The organism is Sodalis sp. RH19, from assembly GCF_047324215.1.
Classification (GTDB): domain Bacteria; phylum Pseudomonadota; class Gammaproteobacteria; order Enterobacterales; family Enterobacteriaceae; genus Acerihabitans.
The window spans coordinates 728942-748829 of the sequence record NZ_CP178734.1; the positions used below are offsets into that span (position 1 = coordinate 728942).

The 19888-nt window shown below is 58.1% G+C and carries 20 protein-coding genes; 9 read left to right on the forward strand and 11 right to left on the reverse strand.

Annotated features, from left to right (window positions below):
* The first annotated feature begins 70 nt into the window (after positions 1–70).
* Positions 71–382: a type II toxin-antitoxin system HigB family toxin gene (locus ACL2XF_RS03340; protein ID WP_410014328.1), complete on the forward strand. Its 312-nt coding sequence runs from the start codon at positions 71–73 to the stop codon at positions 380–382.
* The gene (locus ACL2XF_RS03345) at positions 379–831 is read left to right on the forward strand and encodes a type II toxin-antitoxin system HigA family antitoxin (protein ID WP_410014329.1); all 453 of its coding nucleotides are present in this window, start codon (positions 379–381) and stop codon (positions 829–831) included. Before ACL2XF_RS03340 ends, ACL2XF_RS03345 begins: the two co-directional genes overlap by 4 nt.
* Positions 832–985: 154 nt before the next feature.
* Here the strand turns inward: ACL2XF_RS03345 and ACL2XF_RS03350 are convergent, their stop codons facing one another.
* The 6 genes from ACL2XF_RS03350 to ACL2XF_RS03375 all read right to left on the reverse strand — a co-directional run bounded on the left by ACL2XF_RS03350 (position 986) and on the right by ACL2XF_RS03375 (position 6599).
* On the reverse strand, positions 986–1219 hold the full coding sequence (locus ACL2XF_RS03350; protein ID WP_410014330.1) for a YgdI/YgdR family lipoprotein: 234 nt from the start codon (positions 1217–1219) through the stop codon (positions 986–988).
* A 273-nt stretch (positions 1220–1492) separates the two neighbouring features.
* The gene (gene sanA / locus ACL2XF_RS03355; protein ID WP_413727993.1) at positions 1493–2248 is read right to left on the reverse strand and encodes an outer membrane permeability protein SanA; all 756 of its coding nucleotides are present in this window, start codon (positions 2246–2248) and stop codon (positions 1493–1495) included.
* A 118-nt stretch (positions 2249–2366) separates the two neighbouring features.
* Positions 2367–4064: an NAD-dependent malic enzyme gene (locus ACL2XF_RS03360; protein ID WP_410014332.1), complete on the reverse strand. Its 1698-nt coding sequence runs from the start codon at positions 4062–4064 to the stop codon at positions 2367–2369.
* A gap of 190 nt (positions 4065–4254) precedes the next feature.
* Positions 4255–5286 carry a cytidine deaminase gene (gene cdd, locus ACL2XF_RS03365; protein WP_413727994.1) on the reverse strand — a complete coding sequence of 344 codons (1032 nt, stop codon included), beginning with the start codon at positions 5284–5286 and terminating at the stop codon, positions 4255–4257.
* A 213-nt stretch (positions 5287–5499) separates the two neighbouring features.
* On the reverse strand, positions 5500–6195 hold the full coding sequence (locus ACL2XF_RS03370; RefSeq protein WP_410014334.1) for a CidB/LrgB family autolysis modulator: 696 nt from the start codon (positions 6193–6195) through the stop codon (positions 5500–5502).
* On the reverse strand, positions 6195–6599 hold the full coding sequence (locus ACL2XF_RS03375) for a CidA/LrgA family protein (protein WP_410014335.1): 405 nt from the start codon (positions 6597–6599) through the stop codon (positions 6195–6197). Before ACL2XF_RS03375 ends, ACL2XF_RS03370 begins: the two co-directional genes overlap by 1 nt.
* A gap of 253 nt (positions 6600–6852) precedes the next feature.
* On the opposite strand from ACL2XF_RS03375, the gene ACL2XF_RS03380 reads away from it, so the two are divergent.
* Together ACL2XF_RS03380 and ACL2XF_RS03385 are read left to right on the forward strand one after the other, a co-directional pair.
* A complete protein-coding gene (locus ACL2XF_RS03380) occupies positions 6853–7758 on the forward strand; it encodes a dihydrodipicolinate synthase family protein (RefSeq protein WP_410014336.1) in 906 nt (301 codons plus the stop codon).
* 69 nt (positions 7759–7827) lie between these two features.
* Positions 7828–8070 carry a hypothetical protein gene (locus ACL2XF_RS03385; protein ID WP_413727995.1) on the forward strand — a complete coding sequence of 81 codons (243 nt, stop codon included), beginning with the start codon at positions 7828–7830 and terminating at the stop codon, positions 8068–8070.
* A gap of 1398 nt (positions 8071–9468) precedes the next feature.
* Here the strand turns inward: ACL2XF_RS03385 and ACL2XF_RS03390 are convergent.
* Together ACL2XF_RS03390 and metG are read right to left on the reverse strand one after the other, a co-directional pair.
* Positions 9469–10692 (reverse strand): MFS transporter, encoded by a 1224-nt coding sequence (locus ACL2XF_RS03390; protein WP_410014337.1) that lies wholly within the window; start codon positions 10690–10692, stop codon positions 9469–9471.
* A gap of 186 nt (positions 10693–10878) precedes the next feature.
* Positions 10879–12915 (reverse strand): methionine--tRNA ligase, encoded by a 2037-nt coding sequence (metG, locus tag ACL2XF_RS03395; RefSeq protein WP_413723263.1) that lies wholly within the window; start codon positions 12913–12915, stop codon positions 10879–10881.
* 141 nt (positions 12916–13056) lie between these two features.
* On the opposite strand from metG, the gene apbC reads away from it, so the two are divergent.
* The 3 genes from apbC to ACL2XF_RS03410 all read left to right on the forward strand — a co-directional run bounded on the left by apbC (position 13057) and on the right by ACL2XF_RS03410 (position 15009).
* Positions 13057–14169 (forward strand): iron-sulfur cluster carrier protein ApbC, encoded by a 1113-nt coding sequence (apbC, locus tag ACL2XF_RS03400; protein WP_410014339.1) that lies wholly within the window; start codon positions 13057–13059, stop codon positions 14167–14169.
* A 176-nt stretch (positions 14170–14345) separates the two neighbouring features.
* Positions 14346–14597, forward strand: a complete 252-nt coding sequence (locus ACL2XF_RS03405; RefSeq protein ID WP_410014340.1) for a type II toxin-antitoxin system Phd/YefM family antitoxin — start codon at positions 14346–14348, stop codon at positions 14595–14597.
* A 1-nt stretch (position 14598) separates the two neighbouring features.
* Positions 14599–15009 carry a type II toxin-antitoxin system VapC family toxin gene (locus ACL2XF_RS03410; RefSeq protein ID WP_410014341.1) on the forward strand — a complete coding sequence of 137 codons (411 nt, stop codon included), beginning with the start codon at positions 14599–14601 and terminating at the stop codon, positions 15007–15009.
* 47 nt (positions 15010–15056) lie between these two features.
* Here ACL2XF_RS03410 and ACL2XF_RS03415 read toward each other — a convergent pair whose 3' ends face one another.
* The 3 genes from ACL2XF_RS03415 to ACL2XF_RS03425 form a co-directional block, all read right to left on the reverse strand.
* Positions 15057–16067: an NAD(P)-dependent oxidoreductase gene (locus ACL2XF_RS03415; protein ID WP_413727996.1), complete on the reverse strand. Its 1011-nt coding sequence runs from the start codon at positions 16065–16067 to the stop codon at positions 15057–15059.
* A 193-nt stretch (positions 16068–16260) separates the two neighbouring features.
* Entirely contained in the window at positions 16261–17262 is a 1002-nt protein-coding gene (locus ACL2XF_RS03420; protein ID WP_413727997.1) for a sugar kinase, read from the reverse strand.
* A gap of 389 nt (positions 17263–17651) precedes the next feature.
* Positions 17652–18314, reverse strand: a complete 663-nt coding sequence (locus ACL2XF_RS03425; protein ID WP_410014344.1) for a phosphatase PAP2 family protein — start codon at positions 18312–18314, stop codon at positions 17652–17654.
* A gap of 245 nt (positions 18315–18559) precedes the next feature.
* On the opposite strand from ACL2XF_RS03425, the gene udk reads away from it, so the two are divergent.
* Both udk and dcd read left to right on the forward strand, forming a co-directional pair.
* The gene (gene udk / locus ACL2XF_RS03430; RefSeq protein ID WP_410014345.1) at positions 18560–19201 is read left to right on the forward strand and encodes a uridine kinase; all 642 of its coding nucleotides are present in this window, start codon (positions 18560–18562) and stop codon (positions 19199–19201) included.
* Positions 19202–19277: 76 nt separating this feature from the next.
* Positions 19278–19859, forward strand: a complete 582-nt coding sequence (dcd, locus tag ACL2XF_RS03435) for a dCTP deaminase (RefSeq protein ID WP_410014346.1) — start codon at positions 19278–19280, stop codon at positions 19857–19859.
* Positions 19860–19888: the final 29 nt, after the last annotated feature.

Sequence of the window (19888 nt, forward strand, 5' to 3'; positions counted from 1 at the left end):
TCTTGAAAACGTACAGAGAAGAGACTAGAATGTTTTCAAGTTGAAAACGTCATGCTGGGAGGCAAAACGATTGCACGTTATCAGCAGGCTGCCGTTCAACGAGGCGCGGGCGGAATTCCCCAATAGCGCTACTGCACTTGTTGATCTGCTAATGACATTGGAAAAAGGCAGTTTCAGCAGCCCGGAGTCGATGAAAAAGGCGATATCTTCTCTAGACAATTTTAAGTATCGGGAGAAGTGGTGGGTGATTGATGTATCAGGAAATACGCTACGGATCATCGCGTTTATCGATTTTCAATTGCAAAAGGTTTTCATCAAGCATATCGCCAGTCATGCCGACTATGACAAATTGACAAAATATTATCGGGAGCATAAAGAATGACTACGCTCTATGGTAAAAATCACCTCAATGCCGCCAGTGCCGAAGGCATAATTTCCGCATTTGGGAACGTCGTGAAAATTATCCCCCTGATGACGGGCAACAAAAGTGAAACGGAATACCACCAGGCGCTGGAGTTGATTGAGTACCTGATCGACCACGACGAGCTTGATAATCCGTTGTTTGAACCGCTAGCGGCAAAAATCGCCGAATATGAGAGCAGTGCGCCGGAGTTCGCTGAATTAAACAAAGCGCTTGACGGGATACCAGGTGGAATTGCAGTTTTGCGCACGATTATGGATCAGCTTGGACTCAAAGCGGCGGATCTTGAGAGTGAATTAGGTTCTAAATCCAACGTAAGCAACATACTGAACGGACGGCGTGCATTGACTGTACATCATATAAAAGCACTCTCTGAGCGCTTTCACATTCCTGCCGAAATGTTCATTTAGCGGTTGAATTGTCGTTCTGAAATACCAGAATTTTATGATAAAAAGGCAAAGGCGGCCCGGGCTTGCTGTCAAAAAGGGCTGTTGTGGCCCTCGGTGAGAGTTTCGCTGGCGAGCGCGAAACCCTCCCCAGGCGATATAAACCCCGGCTCCGCTATTAGTTATCCAATTCGCCCATGGATTTAACCTGATCGCGATTAATCTGCTCAGTTTTGCCGGTCTCGGCGTTTTTGTAAGAAACGAGGCCGGTATCATCATCAATCTGTGGTTTACCATCGGTGACGATGGTCCTGCCGTCGGTGGTTTTTATCGCCTGATTGGATGAGCAGGCGGTCAGTAAAAACAGCGAAGCGCAGCTGAAAACCACTGAAACCACTATATTTTTAATCATTATAATCTCCTCTGATGAACGTTAATTAGATTGTGAATTTTTCATCTTAAAATCTAGCAGAGAGTTGACTGTTTACGAGCCGGTTGATGAGGTATCCGTGCCATTGGTCTTTATTTTAGGAATATTGGCGATTATTTGTTCATTTTCAATGCTAAACCACCCATCGGCCTACCGGCGGGAACCTACGGCGGTAGGACAAGGGACCGGGTCGTTATCGGGGCGGCAACCCCTCAGTCAGGTGCGTTTCGCACCAATAGGTAGGGTCTGGTGCGGTTAGCGCATATCCGGCAGACGATCGCTGATATCGTTGTTCGGTTCGGGTTTGGGCTGGGTTTCAAGCAGTTGCTCCGGTGATACCGCCGGGTAGCCTTGGGTGCCCTCGGGAATTTCGTGCGGCGCGGGAATGGGGATTTGCGGCCCCAGGAAGCGGGGTTCGCGTTTCATAAGGTACAAGTCCGACAGGGCGCCAAGGCGGGCGCCGATTTCCCGCAGCCGGACCGAGAACATATTCTTGGGCGAGGGCACGGCGAAACACTGGGCCTGGATACCCATGCGCATGGCGATAAACAGCGCCCTTTCGCAATGAAAGCGCTGGGTGATAATGGTGAAATCGTTGGTGTCGAAGACCTTGCGCGTGCGGATGATCGAATCAAGGGTACGAAAGCCGGCGTAGTCGAGCACGATGTCGCCGGCGGGCATGCCGTGGGCAATCAGGTCGCGGCGCATGGTGACCGGCTCGTTATAGCTTTGCAGCGCGTTGTCGCCGCTTAGCAGCAGATAGTTGGCCTTGCCGCTATTGTAGACGTTAAGCGCGCCCTGGATGCGATAGAGATAATACTGGTTAATGATGCCGGCGCGGTAGTATTTGGCGGTACCCAGCACCACGCCCACCTGGCGGTGGGGCAGCAGTTGCAGATCTTCATAGATATAAGGCGCAGTTTTCCAACTGATCCAGCGATCCAGTCCGAATGCCGTTAACAGCAAAACGCCCGCGATAATAATCAGGGAATATATCAGGCGCTTCCACATGCCGTAAGCCTTAACCTATCCTGCCGCAAAGTCATTGCCCAAGGCTACTTTACCTGCCCGGCCGAAGCAAGGAGCGTGGCGGCTGAATACGCCCAATGTGACAATTTGTTGAGGCGCGTCAGAACGGCGTGCGCCGGTAGTGGCGATACTGCGGATGCCAGAAATTGTGCTCGATGGCGATGGACAGCACCTCCTCCGGCGTGACCATCGCCACACCGTGCACCTGCGCCGCCTTGCCGACTTCCATGGCGATCACTCTCGACACGCCCTGGATATCGTTGATATCCGGCAACAGCGCCCCATCGGCGCCGTTAACCAGCGGCGAACAGTCGGCCAGGGCGCGGCTGGCGGCGATAAGCATGGCTTCCGTCACCCGCGTCGCGCCCGAGGCCAGGACGCCCAGGCCGATGCCCGGAAAAATATAGGCGTTGTTGCACTGGGCGATAGGATAAACCCGGTCTTTATAGCGCACCGGCGCAAACGGACTGCCGGTGGCCACCAGCGCCGCGCCGTCGGTCCAGCGAATCACGTCTTCCGGCGTGGCCTCTACCCGGGAGGTGGGATTGGACAACGGCATGACGATGGGACGCGGGCAGTGAGCGTGCATCTCGCGGATAATTTCCTCGCTGAACAGGCCAGGCTGGCCGGAAACGCCGATCAGCACCGTCGGCCTGGCGTTGCGCACCACATCCATCAGCGAAATCGTGTCGCTGTCCAGCCGCCAATCGGCAATCTGGTCGCTGTGCTGCACCAGGCGGCTCTGGAAATCCAACAGGTTGGCCAGCTTATCGGTTAACAAGCCGAAACGGTCGACCATCAGCACCCGCGCGCGCGCCTGGTCCTCGCTCAGGCCCTCGGTGCGCATCTCCGCGACGATCTGTTCGGCGATACCGCAGCCGGCGGAGCCGGCGCCCAGGAACACCACGGTCTGATCGCGCAGACGGCTGCCGGCGGCGTGGCTGGCGGCCAGCAGGCAGCCCAGGGTTACCGCGGCGGTGCCCTGGATATCATCGTTAAAGCAGCACAGTTCGTCGCGATAGCGGTTAAGCAGGGGGGTGGCGTTTTTCTGGGCAAAATCCTCGAACTGCAACAGCACATCGGGCCAGCGGCGCTTCACCGCCTGGATAAAGGCGTCGACGAACTGATCATACTCCTCGCCGGTAATGCGCGGATGGCGCCAGCCCATATACAGGGGATCGTTAAGACGCTGGGGATTATTGGTGCCGGCATCCAGCACCACCGGCAGGGTATAGGCCGGGCTGATGCCGCCGCAGGCGGTGTACAGCGACAGCTTGCCGATGGGAATGCCCATGCCGCCGATACCCTGATCGCCCAGGCCCAGGATGCGTTCGCCGTCGGTGACCACAATCACTTTTACATTCTGTTTGGTGGCGTTTTGCAGCATATCATCGATTTTGTCGCGGTTACCGTAGGAGATGAACAACCCCCGGGCGCGACGGTAGATATCGGAAAAATGCTCGCAGGCCTCGCCCACGGTCGGCGTGTAGATAATCGGCAGCATCTCGCTCAGATGACCGTCCAGCAGACGGTAGAACAGCGTTTCATTGGTATCCTGAATATTGCGCAGGTAGATATGCTTATCGATATCGCTGGTAAAGTCCTGATACTGCCGCCAGGCGCGTTCGGTTTGCTCCTCAATGCTCTCCACCGCTTCCGGCAGCAGGCCATGCAGGTTAAAGTTATCGCGCTCCTCAATGGTAAACGCGCTGCCTTTATTCAGTAGCGGAAATTCCAGCAGTACCGGACCCGCATGGGGGATATAGAGGGGACGCTTGCTTTCGTGTTCCAATTCCATGACTTTTCCCATCGCTTCGCAAAAGATTCCAAAAGGATAAAAGATTGTGGCGAAGGATGCATGTTTTCATTGGTAATTTGTTATTTAATGATTAACTTATAAATAATTGGATACTCCAGCCGGCCCCGATCGGCACCGCCCGGCGGCAACGCAGCGCCGCCGTCGAAGACGTTATCGGCGGGAAAGGGGCTTATGTCAGCCAATACCTGGAGATCTCGCCGCAGCCCAGCGCCGTCAGCGTCGATCGCGTCGCGTCCCACTGCGAAAAAGGCGCGCCTTCGCGCTCCAGCAGTACCGCGCGCTGCAGGGTCGCGCAGTCGGCGCCGGCCATATTCAGTAATATCAGCGCCGACTGCAGCGGCGGCAGGCTGGGATTAAACGCTGCGTTTTCCGCATAGCGGCCGGCAAAAATGCGCCCATCCGCCGTTTGCAGCGCCACCGCGCTATGCGCCTGACTATAAGGCGCGTGGCTCTGGTTGGCGGCCTGCAACGCCTGCTGCGCCAGGGGATCGTTGACGCCATCGGCACTTTTCCCCGGGCTGCCGGCTGCGGGCTGTCCGGACGCCGCCTGGACCGGGTCCGCGCCTTGCGCCGCGGCGTAAAGCGTATCCGCGCGCGCGCCCGGCGATTTCACCGCCCTGGCGCCGCGCCCATTGGGCGCCATCATGCCGTACTGATGATCCACGCCGTCCATCAGCAGGGTATGAATGGCCAGATCGCGCGGGCCGAACGCGTCGGGCAGATAATTGCCCAGCGTGGCGGGCGAACGGTCGGGCAGGTAAATCATCAGGTCAGTGCCGCTGTTCAGCTCGTTCATAAACTGCCGGCAATGGCCGCATGGCGTGTAGTTGACGCTGATGCCACGCAGGCGTTTTTCACCGCGCAGCCAGGCATGATTGATGGCGCTTTGCTCGGCATGCACCGTTTGCTGCAGCGGCGCGCCGATAAATTCCATATTGGCGCCGAAATAGAGGTTGCCGCTAACGCCGCGCGCCACCGCCCCGACGTTAAACCGCGAGACCGGCGCCAGGGCGCAGGCGGCGGCCAGGGGCAGCAGCGCGAAGCATAAGGCGTCTTCGTCCATCCCGCCGGCCCGCATCAGGCTGGCGGCCTGGGCGGCGCTTAGCCAGCCGCTGAAATCGGCCTGGTCCAGTTCATGCGCCAGCGCGGACCGCAGGGCCGGTGCCAGGGCGTCCAGTGAGGGGGTAAACCGTGCGTGCATAATGATTCCCTGAGCATTTATTATGGAATCATTTTAGACGTTGTAGGCTTAAATAAATATGATCAATATCTTATCGTGCGGCCTGGCGGTTGCCGGCGACGACCGGGTCAAGCACATTATCGCATCAGCCTGGACGGGTCGCCGGCGGGTGCCGGCGGCGGCCGGGTCAAGCAAATTATCGCATCAGCCCGGACGGATGCCGGCGCGGCGAGATCAGCCGAACGCCCGCAGCAGCAGCGGGAACAGGAACGGCGCGATAAGCGAGGTGATAATGCCGCAGATCACCAATGCCAGGGAACTGAACGCGCCTTCCTGAAAATCCATCTCGGCGCAGCGGGCGGTGCCGAGCGCATGGGACGCGGTGCCCATGGCCAAGCCCCGGGAGGCTTTGGTGGTGATACCCAGCAGCCTGAACAGCGTATGGCCGAATACCGCGCCCAGGATACCGACAAAAATCACGCATACCGCGCTGATGGCCGGAATACCGTTAATGGACTGCGCCACCGCCATGGCAATCGGCGTGGTCACCGATTTAGGCAGGATCGAGGCGGCAATCTCCGGCGTGGCGCCCATCCACAACGCGATGGCGGTGCCGCTGACCATGGCGGTAACGCTGCCGACAAAACAGATGCTGATAATGGATTTCCAGCGCGCGCGGATCTGGTGCAGCTGTTCATACAACGGGAAGGCCAACGCCACCACCGCCGGTTGCAGCAGGTCGTTGAGAATTTTACTGCCGGCAAAATAACGCGCGTAGGGAATGCCGGTGAGCAACAGCAGCGGGATAATCACCACCATGGAAATCAGCAGCGGATTGAGCAGCGCCATGCGAAATTTCGCCGCCAGCCGCCTGGCGCCAAAAAATACCGCAAGCGTAAGCGGCAGCGACCACCAGAAATTGGCTAACATTATTGATCCTCAGGGGGGCGCGGCTGGCCGGCCACCGGACGTTCACGGTGGATGTAATGCGAGCTATAGCCCACCACCACCATGACAATCAGAGTACTGATAACGCAAGACACCACCAGCGGGCCGAACTGCGACGACAGCTCGTGGTAATAGTTCATCACGCCCACGCCTATCGGCACGAACAACAACGCCATATAGCGGATCAGCAGATGACAGCCGGGCTTGAGCCATAACGGCGGCAGCAGTTGCAGACAGAGCAGGATAAACAGGATCAGCATGCCCAGGATACTGCCCGGAATGGTAATCGGCAACAGCGTGGAAAGGAAATCACCGACGAACAGGCACAGGTAAATCAAGGCAAAGGCGCGAATAAAGGCCCAGCCGTTTACGATGATATTGCGCATTATCTCAACCTTATTTCTAATCGCGTTTATCATACAATTAATTCTGACACCGTGCCACCGCTCACGGTTCGTCCGATGAAATGACCGGGCCAGCTTATCAGCTATGCCGGTAAAAATCGTGCCGTGACCAAGGCGGATTTAAATGTATGACTTATCGCACGGCAATCTCCCGGCCAAACTGTTAACAAAGTAGATTCATTTGCCGACGAAGGATCCTCGTCAGGCGTGTTTGCGATCAGAAGAGGTTTTTACTATGGCTATTCCACGTTTTTATGGTGTTATTCCGCCCGTTCCCACCCTTTTTACCGCCGATGAGCAACTCGATGAAGACAGCATGGCGAAACTGCTGGACAGTCTGATTGCCTCTGACGTCAACGGCCTGTTTTTCCTGGGAAGCGCCGGTGAGTTTGCCCATATGTCGGAAGCGTTGCGCCTGCAGACGGCGGAGTTCTGCGTTAATTACGTCAACAAGCGTAAACCGGTTTTAATCGGCATTGCCCATTCCGGTACCCGCGAGGCCATCCGTTACGGCCTGCACGCACAGAAGATTGGCGCCGATGGGGTGGTGGCGGTAAATCCGTTTTACAATCCGCTGAGCGAGGAAAATCTTTATCTGCATTATAAGCATTTGTCCGACGCGCTAAGCCTGCCGATTATCATCTATAACTTCCCGGGGCTGACCGGCCAATCGATTCCGGTGGCGGTGATCCGTCGGCTGGCGGAGACCTGCGCGAATATCGTCGGCCTTAAGGATACGGTGGATACCCTTAACCATATTCGGGAAACCATCCACGCGGTTAAACCCGTGCGTCCGGATTTTGCCGTATTTTCCGGCTATGACGAATATCTGTTCGGCACCCTGATACTCGGCGGCGACGGCTGTATTCCGGCCAGCGCGAATTTTGCCCCGCAGTTGACCTGCGGCATCTACCGGGCCTGGCAGGAACAGGATTATGCCCAGGCGGTCAAGCTGCAGCAGCGCCTGTCGTATATTCCGGAATTGTATAATTATGATTTGCCGTTCTATAACGTGGTGAAATACGCCATTAAGCTGACCGGGGTGGATATTTCGGTGAATTCGCTTTGGCCGGCGTCGCCGCTTACGGAAGAGCTGAAGGAGAAGGTAAGGAGCGCGCTGGTCAGGAGCGGGGTAATTTAAGAGGGGCATTGCGGTTGGTGGGACTACGGCTGGGCAGGGGGTTGAGCTTGCCTAGGGGTGTTTACTGGCATGGGAGAAGGTTTTGCCTGGGCGGGCGCGTTTATCGGCATGGGGGAAGGTTTTGCCTGGGCGGGCGCGTTTGTTGGCATGGGGGTAAGTTTTGCCTGGGCGGGCGCGTTTATTGGCATGGGGGTAGGTTTTGCCTGGGCGGGCGCGTTTGTTGGCATGGGGGTAGGTTTTGCCTGGGCGGGCGAGTTTATCGGCATGGGGAAGGTTTTGCTTGGGCGGGCGCGTTTGTTGGCATGGGGGTAGGTTTTGCCTGGGCGGGCGCGTTTGTTGGCATGGGAGAAGGTTTCGCTTGCCATGCGAGGCGGATTTTTATGCCGCACCGTGCGGGCAATCGACCCGGGGCGGGCAGTCGCCCCCGCCCCGGGACCCCGGGCTTCCGGCAGATCGTGCGCCGCTGCGCGGTTCCCGGCATCACCCATCCCGGCTTTTGGACCGCACGGGACGCGCTCCCGGCGCGGCCCTTAGCTTTCGCCGCTCCCGGCGGCTCATCCAGCCGCGATGTGCGCCGCCGGCGCACTCTATGCCGGCACCACGTCAACACCATCGCCTGTGAGTAAAATAGCTTTTTTGGGTTTCTTGCGGCATGCACTTACCGGGAAAGGTATCAGTATTCATTTTGCGCTAAAGCTTACAGTTTGATGGCTAATGGCTTAATGCTTAATGCTTACTGTTAAAACTTAAGCATAAAGTTGAATGATGAACGCCTTACTGCATGACTGCATGACTGCATGACTGCATGACTGCATGTCCAACTTTTCTCTGTGTCAGCTGCATTCCATAGCCATTGCCTCCCATAATGGTCAATCCCATCCCGGCGCAAGTCTCTATCCTAAGCAACAGCGCCGCAGCCACTTCATAAAACGCATGGCCAACAGCGACATGTGGACCGGCATAAAGCGCGCTGACGGCGCCTGTGCCCCCGGCATGAGCCGCCGGGAGCGGCGAAAGGCCCGGTGGCGCCGGGAGCGCTAACCGGGCCGGTGCATAACGGGGGAACTGGCGTCGGAAGGTATCGCGCAGCGACGCGCGATCTGCCGGGCGCGCGGAGGTCAAGGAGGCCGTCGCGGTACGGCCTCTTTGTCGCTTGCCGGCGCCCGGCACTACCTATGAACACCTCACGCATGGCAAGCGAAACCCCCTCGGGGCGACATAGGCCATGGCGCAAACGCCCCTCGGGGCGACATAGGCCATGGCGCAAACGCCCCTCGGGGCGACATAGGCCATGGCGCAAACGCCCCTCGGGGCGACATAGGCCATGCTGCAAACGCCCCTCGGGGCGACATAGGCCATGCTGCAAACGCCCCTCGGGGCGACATAGGCCATGCTGCAAACGCCCCTCGGGGCGACATAGGCCATGGCGCAAACGCCCCTCGGGGCGACATAGGCCATGGCGCAAACGCCCCTCGGGGCGACATAGGCCATGGCGCAAACGCCCCTCGGGGCGACATAGGCCATGCCGCAAACGCCCCTCGGGGCGACATAGGCCATGCCGCAAACAAAACCCCGTCGTCGCCGTGCTGTATGCCGGCTTTAAAACCGCGCTATAGCTCTGGACCATTCAATTTGCGGCCTGCCTGCGCGGTCTGGCGGGCGGATAATCACGTGCTTTCTTCACTTTCCCGGCTAAAAACCGGGACTCAATCACAAAGAATGTGTTGTTACGGCGGCGCGGCGGGTGTGGTGAAACCCGCGGTGGAATAACCACAGGCTAAGCAGCGTGGCAAGTATCAAGACCATAAACAGCGAGACCGGCGGTGCATAGGTCAGGATGGCGCCGGTGAGCAGCGGATTGGCGGCGCCCCCGAGATTACCCAGGTTTTGCATGCCGTAATAACTGCCTTTTAAATGCGCCGGCGCGATAAAGTCGATAAACATATATTCCACCGGGATAATAATAATTTCCCCCAGCGAAAACAGGGCAACCGCGATCATCCATAGCGGCAGGGCATTGCCCGCCAGCATAAAGCCCAGCAGGCCAATAATAAAAAACAGGCTGCCCAGTAATAGCCACGGCATCAGGGTCTCGCGGCGGATATTACGGCTGACGGCATATTGCAGGGTGATGACGATAGCGGCGTTGACCGGCAGGATAATCCCCACCACCCGATAAGCAAACACAGCGTCGAACTCCACCATCAGGTATTGCGAAATACAGCTGGCGAACTGACTGCATACCAGGCTGCCGAGTGCGCCTCCCAGGGTAAAAAAAATCAGCCGCTTATCGTGGCGCAGCACGTCCAGGGTCGTACGGAAGTTGATTTTTTCCGTTACCGCCGCCACGTTATCATCCGCCCGGGCCGGCGGGCGGCCATAGCGCGGCAGCAGCATTGCCAGGGTCAGCGTGGCCGCGGCGGCCAGGACGCCGGATAAATAAAACGGCAGCACGGCGCTGCTTTTCGCCAATAACACGCTCAGCGGCGGGCCGATGGCCCAGCCGACGTTGATCAGGGTGTAATTAGCGGAAAACGCCTTGATGCGCCGCTCAACGGTCAGCCATTCGGCAATGCTGGCCTTCAGGGTAATGGAGTACAGGCTGTACGCCGAATTAATCAGCGCCACCAGTATAATCATCGGCAACAAAGCGCCCCCGCCGAGCGGCAGCAGAAAAAACGCCAGGGCAAATACCATGATGGCGCAAATAATCAGGCGATTTTTATTAAACCGGTCTACCAGATAGCCGCCATACAGGCTAAAGATAATGCCCAGCGTCAGCCCCATACCCAGCACCAGGCCGATTTTTCCCGGCGGCATGCCGCCCTGCCTGGACAGATAGATGGCAATAAACGGCAGCGTCAGCCCGCGGCCGATGGTTAATATTAACGATGTGATTAACAACAGCCGGATAATGGGCGGGAATCCTTTCATGACCAATTTTCTCATGGTAAATAATAAGGCGTACACCCAACCTTAATCTAAATTGCGCACCATGTGGAGTTAAATTGATAACGAAATGAAGGTATTAGGCTGCTGCCAAAAGGGGGGTTTTTACACGGAAAATCTGCCGGGTCGCCGCAGAGTACCGCGACCCGGTTTTACACCTTGCTTAAGGAATTATTTAACCGCCATGCCCGGCAGGGCGCCGGCGTCGGGGCTAAGCAGGAATATGTCGCTGCCGCCCGGTCCCGCCGCCATCACCATGCCCTGGGAAACGCCAAACCGCATCTTGCGCGGCGCCAGGTTGGCCACCATCACCGTCAGGCGGCCCTCCAGCGCCTGCGGATCGGGATAGGCCGCGCGGATGCCGGAAAACACCTGGCGGGTTTCGCCGCCGATATCCAACGTCAGCTTCAGCAGCTTATCCGATCCATCCACCAGCTCGGCGCGCTTGATAAGCGCAATGCGCATATCCACCTTGGCGAAATCGTCAAAGGCGATGGTCTCAAGCAGCGGCTCATCCGCCAGCGGACCGGCGACGGCGGCCTTGGCGCCGGCGGCATCCGCTTCTTCCCTGGATTCGTTAACCATATTCGCCACGTGCGCGGGATCGATACGGCTGAACAGCGCCTTGAAGGTCGTAACCCTATGGCCCGTGAGCGGCGTGTGGATGCCGTCCCAGTCAAGCCGCACGTTCAGGAACGCCTCGGCGCGTTCCGCCAGCGACGGCAGCACCGGCTTGAGATAGGTCATCAGCACGCGGAACAGGTTAATGCCCATTGAGCAGATGTCCTGCAGATCCCCCTCGCGTCCCTCCGCTTTCGCCACCACCCAGGGCGCCTGCTCGTCCACATAGCGGTTGGCCAGGTCGGCCAGCGCCATGATTTCGCGGATGGCGCGCGAGGATTCACGGGCATTGAACGCCTCGGCGATGCCGACGGCGGCATCGGTAAAGGTCTGGTACAGCGCCGGGTCAGCCAGGGTATCGGCCAGACGGCCGTCAAAGCGCTTGGCGATAAAACCGGCGTTGCGCGAGGCCAGGTTAACCACCTTATTGACGATATCGGCGTTAACCCGCTGGACGAAGTCTTCCAGGTTCAGGTCGATGTCGTCGATATGCGACGACAGCTTGGCGGCGTAATAATAACGCAGGCAATCCGCGTCAAGATGCTTAAGATAGGTGCTGGCCTTAATAAAGGTACCGCGCGATTTCGACATCTTGGCGCCGTTCACCGTCACATAGCCGTGGACAAACAAATTGGTCGGCTTGCGGAAATCGCTGCCTTCAAGCATCGCCGGCCAGAACAGGCTATGGAAATAGACGATATCCTTGCCGATAAAATGATACAGCTCGGCATCGGAACCCACGCGCCAGTATTCGTTGAAATCAATGTCGCCGCGTTTGTCGCACAGGTTCTTGAACGACCCCATATAACCGATGGGCGCGTCCAGCCAGACGTAGAAATACTTGCCCGGCGCGTCCGGCACTTCAAAGCCGAAGTAGGGCGCGTCGCGGGAGATATCCCACTGCTGCAGGCCGGATTCAAACCATTCCTGCATTTTGTTGGCCACCTGCTCCTGCAGCGCGCCGGAGCGGGTCCAGGCTTTCAGCATATCGCTGAAGGCCGGCAGGTCGAAGAAGAAGTGTTCCGACTCCTTCATCACCGGCGTGGCGCCGGACACCGCCGATTTAGGATCGATTAAATCGGTCGGGCTGTAGGTGGCGCCGCACACTTCGCAGTTGTCGCCGTACTGATCGGGGGATTTGCACTTCGGGCAGGTGCCCTTGACAAACCGGTCCGGCAGGAACATTTCTTTTTCCGGGTCGAACAACTGGGAAATGGTGCGGGTCTTGATATAGCCGTTATCTTTCAGCCGATGGTAAATCAGCGTCGACAGCTCGCGGTTTTCATCACTGTGCGTCGAGTGGTAGTTATCATAGCTGACGCCGAAACCGGCAAAATCCTTCTGATGCTCCTGGTTCACTTCATCGATCATTTTTTCCGGCGCGATGCCGAGCTGCTGGGCCTTAAGCATGATCGGCGTGCCGTGCGCGTCATCAGCGCAGATGAAATAAACCTGATTGCCGCGCATTCGCTGAAAACGGACCCAAATATCTGCCTGGATATGCTCCAGCATATGGCCGAGATGAATTGAACCGTTAGCGTATGGTAACGCACAGGTTACCAATATTTTTTTCGCGACTTGAGTCATGTTGGGAATGTGCTTTTATCAGATGAAATAAAGAGTTTCGATGGTAACCGATAGCGACACCTCACGTAAACAAGCGCCGCCAGTTCTGTTATGCTATGGGCATCGGTTACCACCCCCAGAATGAGAAATTAAGGAGCCGTGATGAATCCTCCATCACCCGAACAGTCTACTCCCGAGGTGCTGCGCGCCCAGGTCGCCAAGGTGCTCGCCCGCTTCAAGCACCCCACGCTCAAACGCGGCCTGGCCGAACTCAAGGCGCTGAACCACTGCGCGCTGCTGGACGGCACGCTGCATATCGAACTAATCATGCCCTTCGCCTGGCACAGCGCCTTTGAGGAGCTGAAGGAATCCGCCAGCGCGGACCTGCTGCGCGTCACCGGGGCGCGGGCCATCGACTGGACGCTGGCCCACAATATCGCCACGCTCAAGCGGGTCAAGGATCAACCCGGGGTAAAAAACGTGCGCAACCTGATTGCCGTCAGCTCCGGCAAGGGCGGCGTCGGCAAATCCAGCACCGCGGTTAACCTGGCGCTGGCGCTGGCCGCCGAGGGCGCCCGCGTCGGCCTGCTGGACGCGGATATCTACGGCCCGTCGATTCCCGCCATGCTCGGCACCACCGAGGAACGCCCCACGTCGCCGGACGGCCAGCATATGGCCCCCATCATGGCGCACGGCCTGGCCACCAACTCCATCGGGTATATGGTAACGGAAGATAACGCCATGGTCTGGCGCGGGCCGATGGCCAGCAAGGCGCTGCTGCAGCTGCTTAACGACACCCTGTGGCCGGAGCTGGATTACCTGGTGCTGGATATGCCTCCGGGCACCGGCGATATCCAACTGACGCTGGCGCAGAATATCCCGGTCACCGGCGCGCTGGTGGTGACCACGCCGCAGGATATCGCGCTGGCCGACGCGCGCAAAGGTATCGTGATGTTTGAAAAAGTCGGCGTGCCGGTGCTCGGCATCGTGGAAAACATGAGCGTGCATATCTGCAGCCACTGCGGCCATCTGGAGGCCATCTTCGGTACCGGCGGCGCCGAAAAACTCGCCGAGCAGTACCACTGCGCGCTGCTGGGGCAACTGCCGCTGCATATCAGCCTACGCGAAGATCTGGACCGTGGCCAGCCGACGGTGGTCAGCCGGCCGGACAGCGAGTTCACCGAGCTCTACCGCCAACTGGCGGGACAGGTGGCGGCGCAGCTGTACTGGCAGGGCGAGGTTATCCCCACCGAGATATCGTTTAAGGCATTATAAGGGCAGAATAATCCTGCTTATGTGTTATGGCCGGCACGGGGTGATAAAAATGGATGACGTGCCGGACCCACGGTTCCTGCCCTTGACGTCGCCGGTGAGGCTATCTTCCTTACTTGCCCGGGTAACGGTAATGTAGTAATGTTACTACATACGCTGTGTTATGAGGGGGTGATAAGATGAGCGTAACCTACATATCAAGTCGGGAACTCAATCAAAACATTACCAAAGCAAAACGGGATGCTGTCAAAGGTCCGGTGTTTATAAAATCCCGCAACAAAATAACCCATGTTCTGCTGAGCGAAGAAGCCTACCGCAGTATCACGGGGGGGCGTAAAAGTATTCTTGACGCGCTGTCTCCCCCCGATGGTGAATCGTTCGATCTAGAAACGGAACGCGCGCACATTCAAGCAAGGCCTGTTGAGTTTTAATATGTTTCTGTTAGATACCAATGTGATATCCGAGCTTTTTAAGGGGGATAAAGCTGATCCCAACGTCAGGGAATGGGCGGCAAGTAACGAACACTATGAAATGTATACTTCCGCATTAGTTATTATGGAAATTGAAAAAGGTATCTTACTAAAAGAAAGGAAAGATTTAACGCAAGCGGTCAAATTGCGGTCTTGGTTTGAGCATACAGTAATAAAAGGTTTTCATGACAGGATCCTGGCAGTTGATGCCGCTGTAGCGCTATGCTGTGCCAAAATGCATGTCCCTGACCCTAAATGTATGACAGACTCATTAATCGCAGCAACCGCCATAACGAACCGTCTTACGCTTGTTACCCGCAACACGAAAGATTTCGGATTAACCGGCGTAACGTTATTAAATCCCTGGCTGTGACGGCCAGTTGCCCCGCCGCCAGGGGCGGGGATTGATCGGGATTGTCGTTACATTCCCTTAAATTCATTGCCAGTAGCTGCCACGTTGCGCAACGCCCCAGGATTAACGCAGTTTTGAGTCACATCGCCCGCCAGCGCGGCAATCAGGTTGTCCACCGCGCAGGCCACCATGGCGTGGCGTGTTTCATGCGTTGCCGAACCGATATGCGGCAGCGCCACCACGTTGGGCAGCGCCAGGAGCGGCGAGGTGGCCGGCAGCGGCTCCTGCTCGAACACATCCAGCCCGGCGCCGCGTATCACGCCGTCTTGCAGGGCGCGTATCAGCTCCGGCTCATTGATGATTTTACCGCGCGAACCGTTAATCAGGATGGCGCCCGGCTTCATCTTGCTGATTTCGGCGTACCCGATCAATTTCTCGGTTTCCGGCAATAGCGGCAGCACCACGCAGACAAAATCCGCCTCGGCCAGCACCTGATCCAGGGTAGCGCGGCGGGCATGGAGCAGGCTCTCCGCCTGTTCGTTCACCTTATCATTGTAATACATCACCGGCATGCCGAATCCCAGATGCGCGCGTTTGGCCACCGCATACCCGATACGGCCCATGCCGAGGATGCCGATGGTCTTGCCGTTGACGTCGGTGCCGTAATATTCCTCGCCGATGCTGCGCCGCCATTCCCCGCGCTTCACCAGCTCCGCCAGCTCCACGGCGCGCCGGGCGCTGGTCAGGATCAGGGTGAAAATGGTGTCGGCGGTGGTTTCGGTCAATACGCCCGGGGTATGCATCAGGGTAATGCCCCGGCGCGTCAGTTCCGGCACGCTGAACTGATCATAGCCCACCGAAATGGTGGAAATGGCGCGCAATCCGGGCGCGGCATCAAGCAGTTCGTTGCCGATGGGATGGCTGGCGCCGATCAGGCCCTGCGCATGGCGCAGAGAGGCTATGACCTCTTGCCGGTTGGCGTCGGTGATGCTGTCGAATCGGGTCAGGTTAAAAGCAGCCTGCAGCCGCGCCAGTTGATCGGCGGGAATAGTTTTATACAGGACGACGTTGGGTTTCATAACGATTCCTTTTGCAATTGGTTATCAGCCGCGCCCGGATTGCCGGACGGAGCCGTATGTCTCTGCCCCGGGCAGCTCCCGGGGCACAGCGGCGCCTGCCCGGCGGCAGGGGCGCGACGGTGGGGCCGGTTTGACCCGCAGGTGCATTACCTCCGGCAGCCGCACGGCGTATCGCGCGGTCTGGTGACGTCCTTTACGCCGTCAGTGCGCCGGTGGTGCTACCCGCCATGGCCCGCGCCAGCTGCCGGCGATCCGGCAATCCTTCGCTGTCGCCGATAACCTGGATGGCCAGCGCGCCGATATGGTTGCCGCGCACAATCGCCTCATCAAGCGTCAGCCCCTCCAGCAGGGCGCTAACCACGCCCACCGCAAAACCGTCGCCGGCGCCCACGGTATCCACCACGTTAACCACCCGCACCGCAGGCACAACGCCCTCAGCACCGGCGTCGGTTTTATAATACGCGCCGTCCGCGCCGGTCTTGATCACCACCGCCCGCACGCCGTGCGCCAGGTAAAAATCCGCAATCGCCTCAGGACTTTCGTGGCCGGTCAGGATCAGGCCTTCCTTAATTCCCGGCAGCACATAATCCGCGCTGAACGCCAGCGCATTCAGGCGGGATACCATCTCTTCCCTCGAGCGCCATAACACCGGGCGCAGGTTGGGGTCAAAGGAGATAGTCTTGCCGCGCTGCCTCATCCACTGCGCCGCATGGGCGGCCAGCTGATAAGATTCCGGCGACAGCGCCGCCGCCACGCCGCTGAGATGCAGATGCCGGGCGCCGCCGAAGTATTGCTCATCAAAATCCGCCATGGAGAGCCGGCTGGCGGCCGAGCCCTTACGGAAGTACTCAACGGTGGGATCGGTTCCATCCTCCGCTTTGGATTTCAGCTGAAAGCCGGTAGGGTAGGCCGTATCCAGGGTGACCGCACGGCGGTCCACCTGCTCCGCATCAAGGGTATCCAGAATAAAACGTCCGAAAGAATCGTTGCCCAGACGGCTCACCCAGCCGGATTTCAGCCCCAGGCGCGCCAGGCCGATAGCGACATTCAGTTCGGCGCCGGCCGCGCGGCGGACATATTGGCTCACCGTGTGCAATTCGCCGCCGGCGGTGGCGACAAACATGGCCATCGCTTCGCCGAAGGTCACCACGTCCAGGGTCTGGTCGTAGTCAGTAGGAATAGGGTTGCTGGACATAAAAGATACTCCTCAAGACATCAATACAGGGTGGCATCCGGGCGGGCGCGGACAGGGCTAACCTGGCAGCCGGCGCGGCAAATACGCTGAGAAGAGTATGGAACCGGTTCCATCGGCGATCTATCACCTCATGATAAAAATTTGAAGCGGATCACGATTTAATTACCAGCGGGGAATTCCTGGGATGCGAACAGGCATAAACAGGGAAGAAGAATGAAACGGCGCGCCGATACCCCAGAAGGGAACGTGAAATACCCTGCCGCCGCTGCAGCGCCGGCGGGCGAGGTGGCATGAAAGCCGCATTTCATGCTGAGAACACGTGGAATAAACGGCATTGCAACAGGCCGCCCAGGGCGATGCGGCCATGGGCTTCATAGCGGATAAAGGGCTTACTGCGGGGTGATCTGCACGGTATCCGGCAACGCCAGCCGCCCCTTGCCGTGCAAATCCGCGCGCGTATACACCCGCTCGATGGGCGCCACCGTCAAGGCTATCTGCTCCAGCAATCCCTGGGTCGGCGCTTTTTTCCCCTGGACGACCAGCAGCAGCGGCAGCAGCAGCACCGCGCTCAGTTGCCCGTAGGAGAGGGGGCGGATAGCGGTCCGGCGGGAATACTGCATCAGCAGGAACGAGGTACTGATGGTAAAACCCAAGGCCAGCCCGGCGATCACCTCGGAAACCGAATGGGCATGAATAACCACGCGGGAAAATCCCACGGCCAGCGCCAGCAGATAACCGAAACACACCGCCGCCAGCCGCCAGCCGCGGGAGGCGCGGCTGGTCAAAATCCAGATCATCACCGGCCAGATACTGGCGGAGAGCGCCGAATGGCCGCTGAAACCGGTAAAATCATACATTCTGCTGCCGACGCCCCAGCCCATAAAAGCCAGTTTCGATATCACGACCACGGCGCCCGCGGTAGCGAACAGCAGCAGCCACTGCAGGCTGGTGCGCCGGGTATCGGCTTTCCACAGCAGCAACATAACGATAATAACCGCGCAGGGCAGCAACAGCATGCTATCGCCAAAAAACGTCAACCAATGCCAATTCATCCAATACCGCTCGAAAGTAGATTAAAAATGCCACTGTATATACCTTACGCAAACTTCCGGCCCCTCTCCAGCATGAATTATCTTAAAAGTGTGACATAAATCGCGGTAATCATCGGTCTAAACCGCGTAAAGCCACGTCAGATAAACGCTATTGCTGGCATCCGTTTCTCCCGCACTCTATAATTGCCGCGTCAAATGCGCCCCGGCGCAGCCCTTCATCTTTATAACACCAGGCCATTTATTGTATGACTGACAAGCCTCACCAGTGCGTCATTATCGGCATCGCCGGCGCCTCCGCCTCCGGGAAAAGCCTGATAGCCAGCACGTTGTACCAGGAACTTTGTGAGCAGGTCGGCGACGAACATATCGGCATTATCCCAGAAGACAGCTATTATCAGGATCAAAGCCACCTGACCATGAGCGAGCGGGTCAAGACCAATTATGATCATCCCAGCGCCATGGATCACAGCCTGCTGTTCCAGCATCTGCAGATGCTCAAGGCGGGCCAGGCCATCGAAATGCCGGTCTACAGCTATGTCGAGCACACCCGCCGGCCTGAGACCATCCATCTGCGTCCCAAGAAGGTGATTATCCTGGAAGGCATACTGCTGCTGACCGACCTGCGGCTGCGCACGGAAATGAATTTTTCGATTTTCGTCGATACGCCGCTGGATATCTGCCTGTTGCGGCGCATGAAGCGCGACGTCAACGAACGGGGCCGCGCCATGGATTCGGTGATGGAGCAATATCAGAAAACGGTACGCCCGATGTTCCTGCAGTTTATCGAGCCTTCCAAGCAATACGCCGATATTATTGTACCCCGCGGGGGAAAGAACCGTATTGCCATCGATATCCTGAAGGCAAAAATCAGTCAGTTTTTTGAATAATCCCCCTAACGCAGGCGGGTAGGGTTCACGGCGCCGCCGGCGCTACGACCCCCAGAACGCTTATGGAGAAATAACGATGAGACTGTGCGACAGCGATATTGAAGCTTGGCTGGACGACGGCAGGCTGGATATCAGCCCGCGTCCGCCGGTGGAACGGATTAACGGCGCCACGGTCGATGTGCGCCTGGGCAATCAGTTCCGGGTGTTCCAGGGCCATACCGCGGCCTTTATCGACCTCAGCGGCCCTAAGGAAGAAGTCTCGGCCGCGCTCGATCGCGTCATGAGCGATGAAATCGTGTTGCCGGAAGGCGGCGCCTTCTTTTTGCATCCCGCCGAACTGGCGCTGGCGGTCACCCTTGAATCAGTCACCCTGCCGGATAACCTGGTCGGCTGGCTGGACGGCCGCTCGTCCCTGGCGCGCCTCGGGCTGATGGTGCATGTGACCGCGCACCGCATCGATCCCGGCTGGCAGGGTAGGATCGTGCTGGAGTTCTATAATTCAGGTAAGCTGCCGCTGGCGCTGCGTCCGGGCATGCTTATCGGCGCGCTGAGTTTCGAGCCGCTGAGCGGCCATGCCGCGCGGCCGTATAATCGCCGCGAGGATGCGAAGTACCGCAACCAACAGGGCGCGGTGGCCAGCCGGATTGATGAGGATTAATTCCGTCAGACGAACTGTATGGCGCAGAC

Excerpts from the sequence above, each read along its gene's own strand:
- udk (WP_410014345.1), top strand. The coding sequence starts at position 18,560 with ATGACTGACAAGCCTCACCAGTGCGTCATTATCGGCATCGCCGGCGCC.
- ACL2XF_RS03345 (WP_410014329.1), top strand. The coding sequence starts at position 379 with ATGACTACGCTCTATGGTAAAAATCACCTCAATGCCGCCAGTGCCGAA.
- cdd (WP_413727994.1), bottom strand. The coding sequence starts at position 5,286 with ATGCACGCACGGTTTACCCCCTCACTGGACGCCCTGGCACCGGCCCTG.
- ACL2XF_RS03415 (WP_413727996.1), bottom strand. The coding sequence starts at position 16,067 with ATGAAACCCAACGTCGTCCTGTATAAAACTATTCCCGCCGATCAACTG.
- ACL2XF_RS03350 (WP_410014330.1), bottom strand. The coding sequence starts at position 1,219 with ATGATTAAAAATATAGTGGTTTCAGTGGTTTTCAGCTGCGCTTCGCTG.
- sanA (WP_413727993.1), bottom strand. The coding sequence starts at position 2,248 with ATGTGGAAGCGCCTGATATATTCCCTGATTATTATCGCGGGCGTTTTG.
- ACL2XF_RS03420 (WP_413727997.1), bottom strand. The coding sequence starts at position 17,262 with ATGTCCAGCAACCCTATTCCTACTGACTACGACCAGACCCTGGACGTG.
- ACL2XF_RS03380 (WP_410014336.1), top strand. The coding sequence starts at position 6,853 with ATGGCTATTCCACGTTTTTATGGTGTTATTCCGCCCGTTCCCACCCTT.
- ACL2XF_RS03390 (WP_410014337.1), bottom strand. The coding sequence starts at position 10,692 with ATGAAAGGATTCCCGCCCATTATCCGGCTGTTGTTAATCACATCGTTA.
- ACL2XF_RS03360 (WP_410014332.1), bottom strand. The coding sequence starts at position 4,064 with ATGGAATTGGAACACGAAAGCAAGCGTCCCCTCTATATCCCCCATGCG.
- ACL2XF_RS03405 (WP_410014340.1), top strand. The coding sequence starts at position 14,346 with ATGAGCGTAACCTACATATCAAGTCGGGAACTCAATCAAAACATTACC.
- dcd (WP_410014346.1), top strand. The coding sequence starts at position 19,278 with ATGAGACTGTGCGACAGCGATATTGAAGCTTGGCTGGACGACGGCAGG.
- ACL2XF_RS03425 (WP_410014344.1), bottom strand. The coding sequence starts at position 18,314 with ATGAATTGGCATTGGTTGACGTTTTTTGGCGATAGCATGCTGTTGCTG.
- apbC (WP_410014339.1), top strand. The coding sequence starts at position 13,057 with ATGAATCCTCCATCACCCGAACAGTCTACTCCCGAGGTGCTGCGCGCC.
- metG (WP_413723263.1), bottom strand. The coding sequence starts at position 12,915 with ATGACTCAAGTCGCGAAAAAAATATTGGTAACCTGTGCGTTACCATAC.
- ACL2XF_RS03410 (WP_410014341.1), top strand. The coding sequence starts at position 14,599 with ATGTTTCTGTTAGATACCAATGTGATATCCGAGCTTTTTAAGGGGGAT.
- ACL2XF_RS03385 (WP_413727995.1), top strand. The coding sequence starts at position 7,828 with ATGGGAGAAGGTTTTGCCTGGGCGGGCGCGTTTATCGGCATGGGGGAA.
- ACL2XF_RS03370 (WP_410014334.1), bottom strand. The coding sequence starts at position 6,195 with ATGTTAGCCAATTTCTGGTGGTCGCTGCCGCTTACGCTTGCGGTATTT.
- ACL2XF_RS03375 (WP_410014335.1), bottom strand. The coding sequence starts at position 6,599 with ATGCGCAATATCATCGTAAACGGCTGGGCCTTTATTCGCGCCTTTGCC.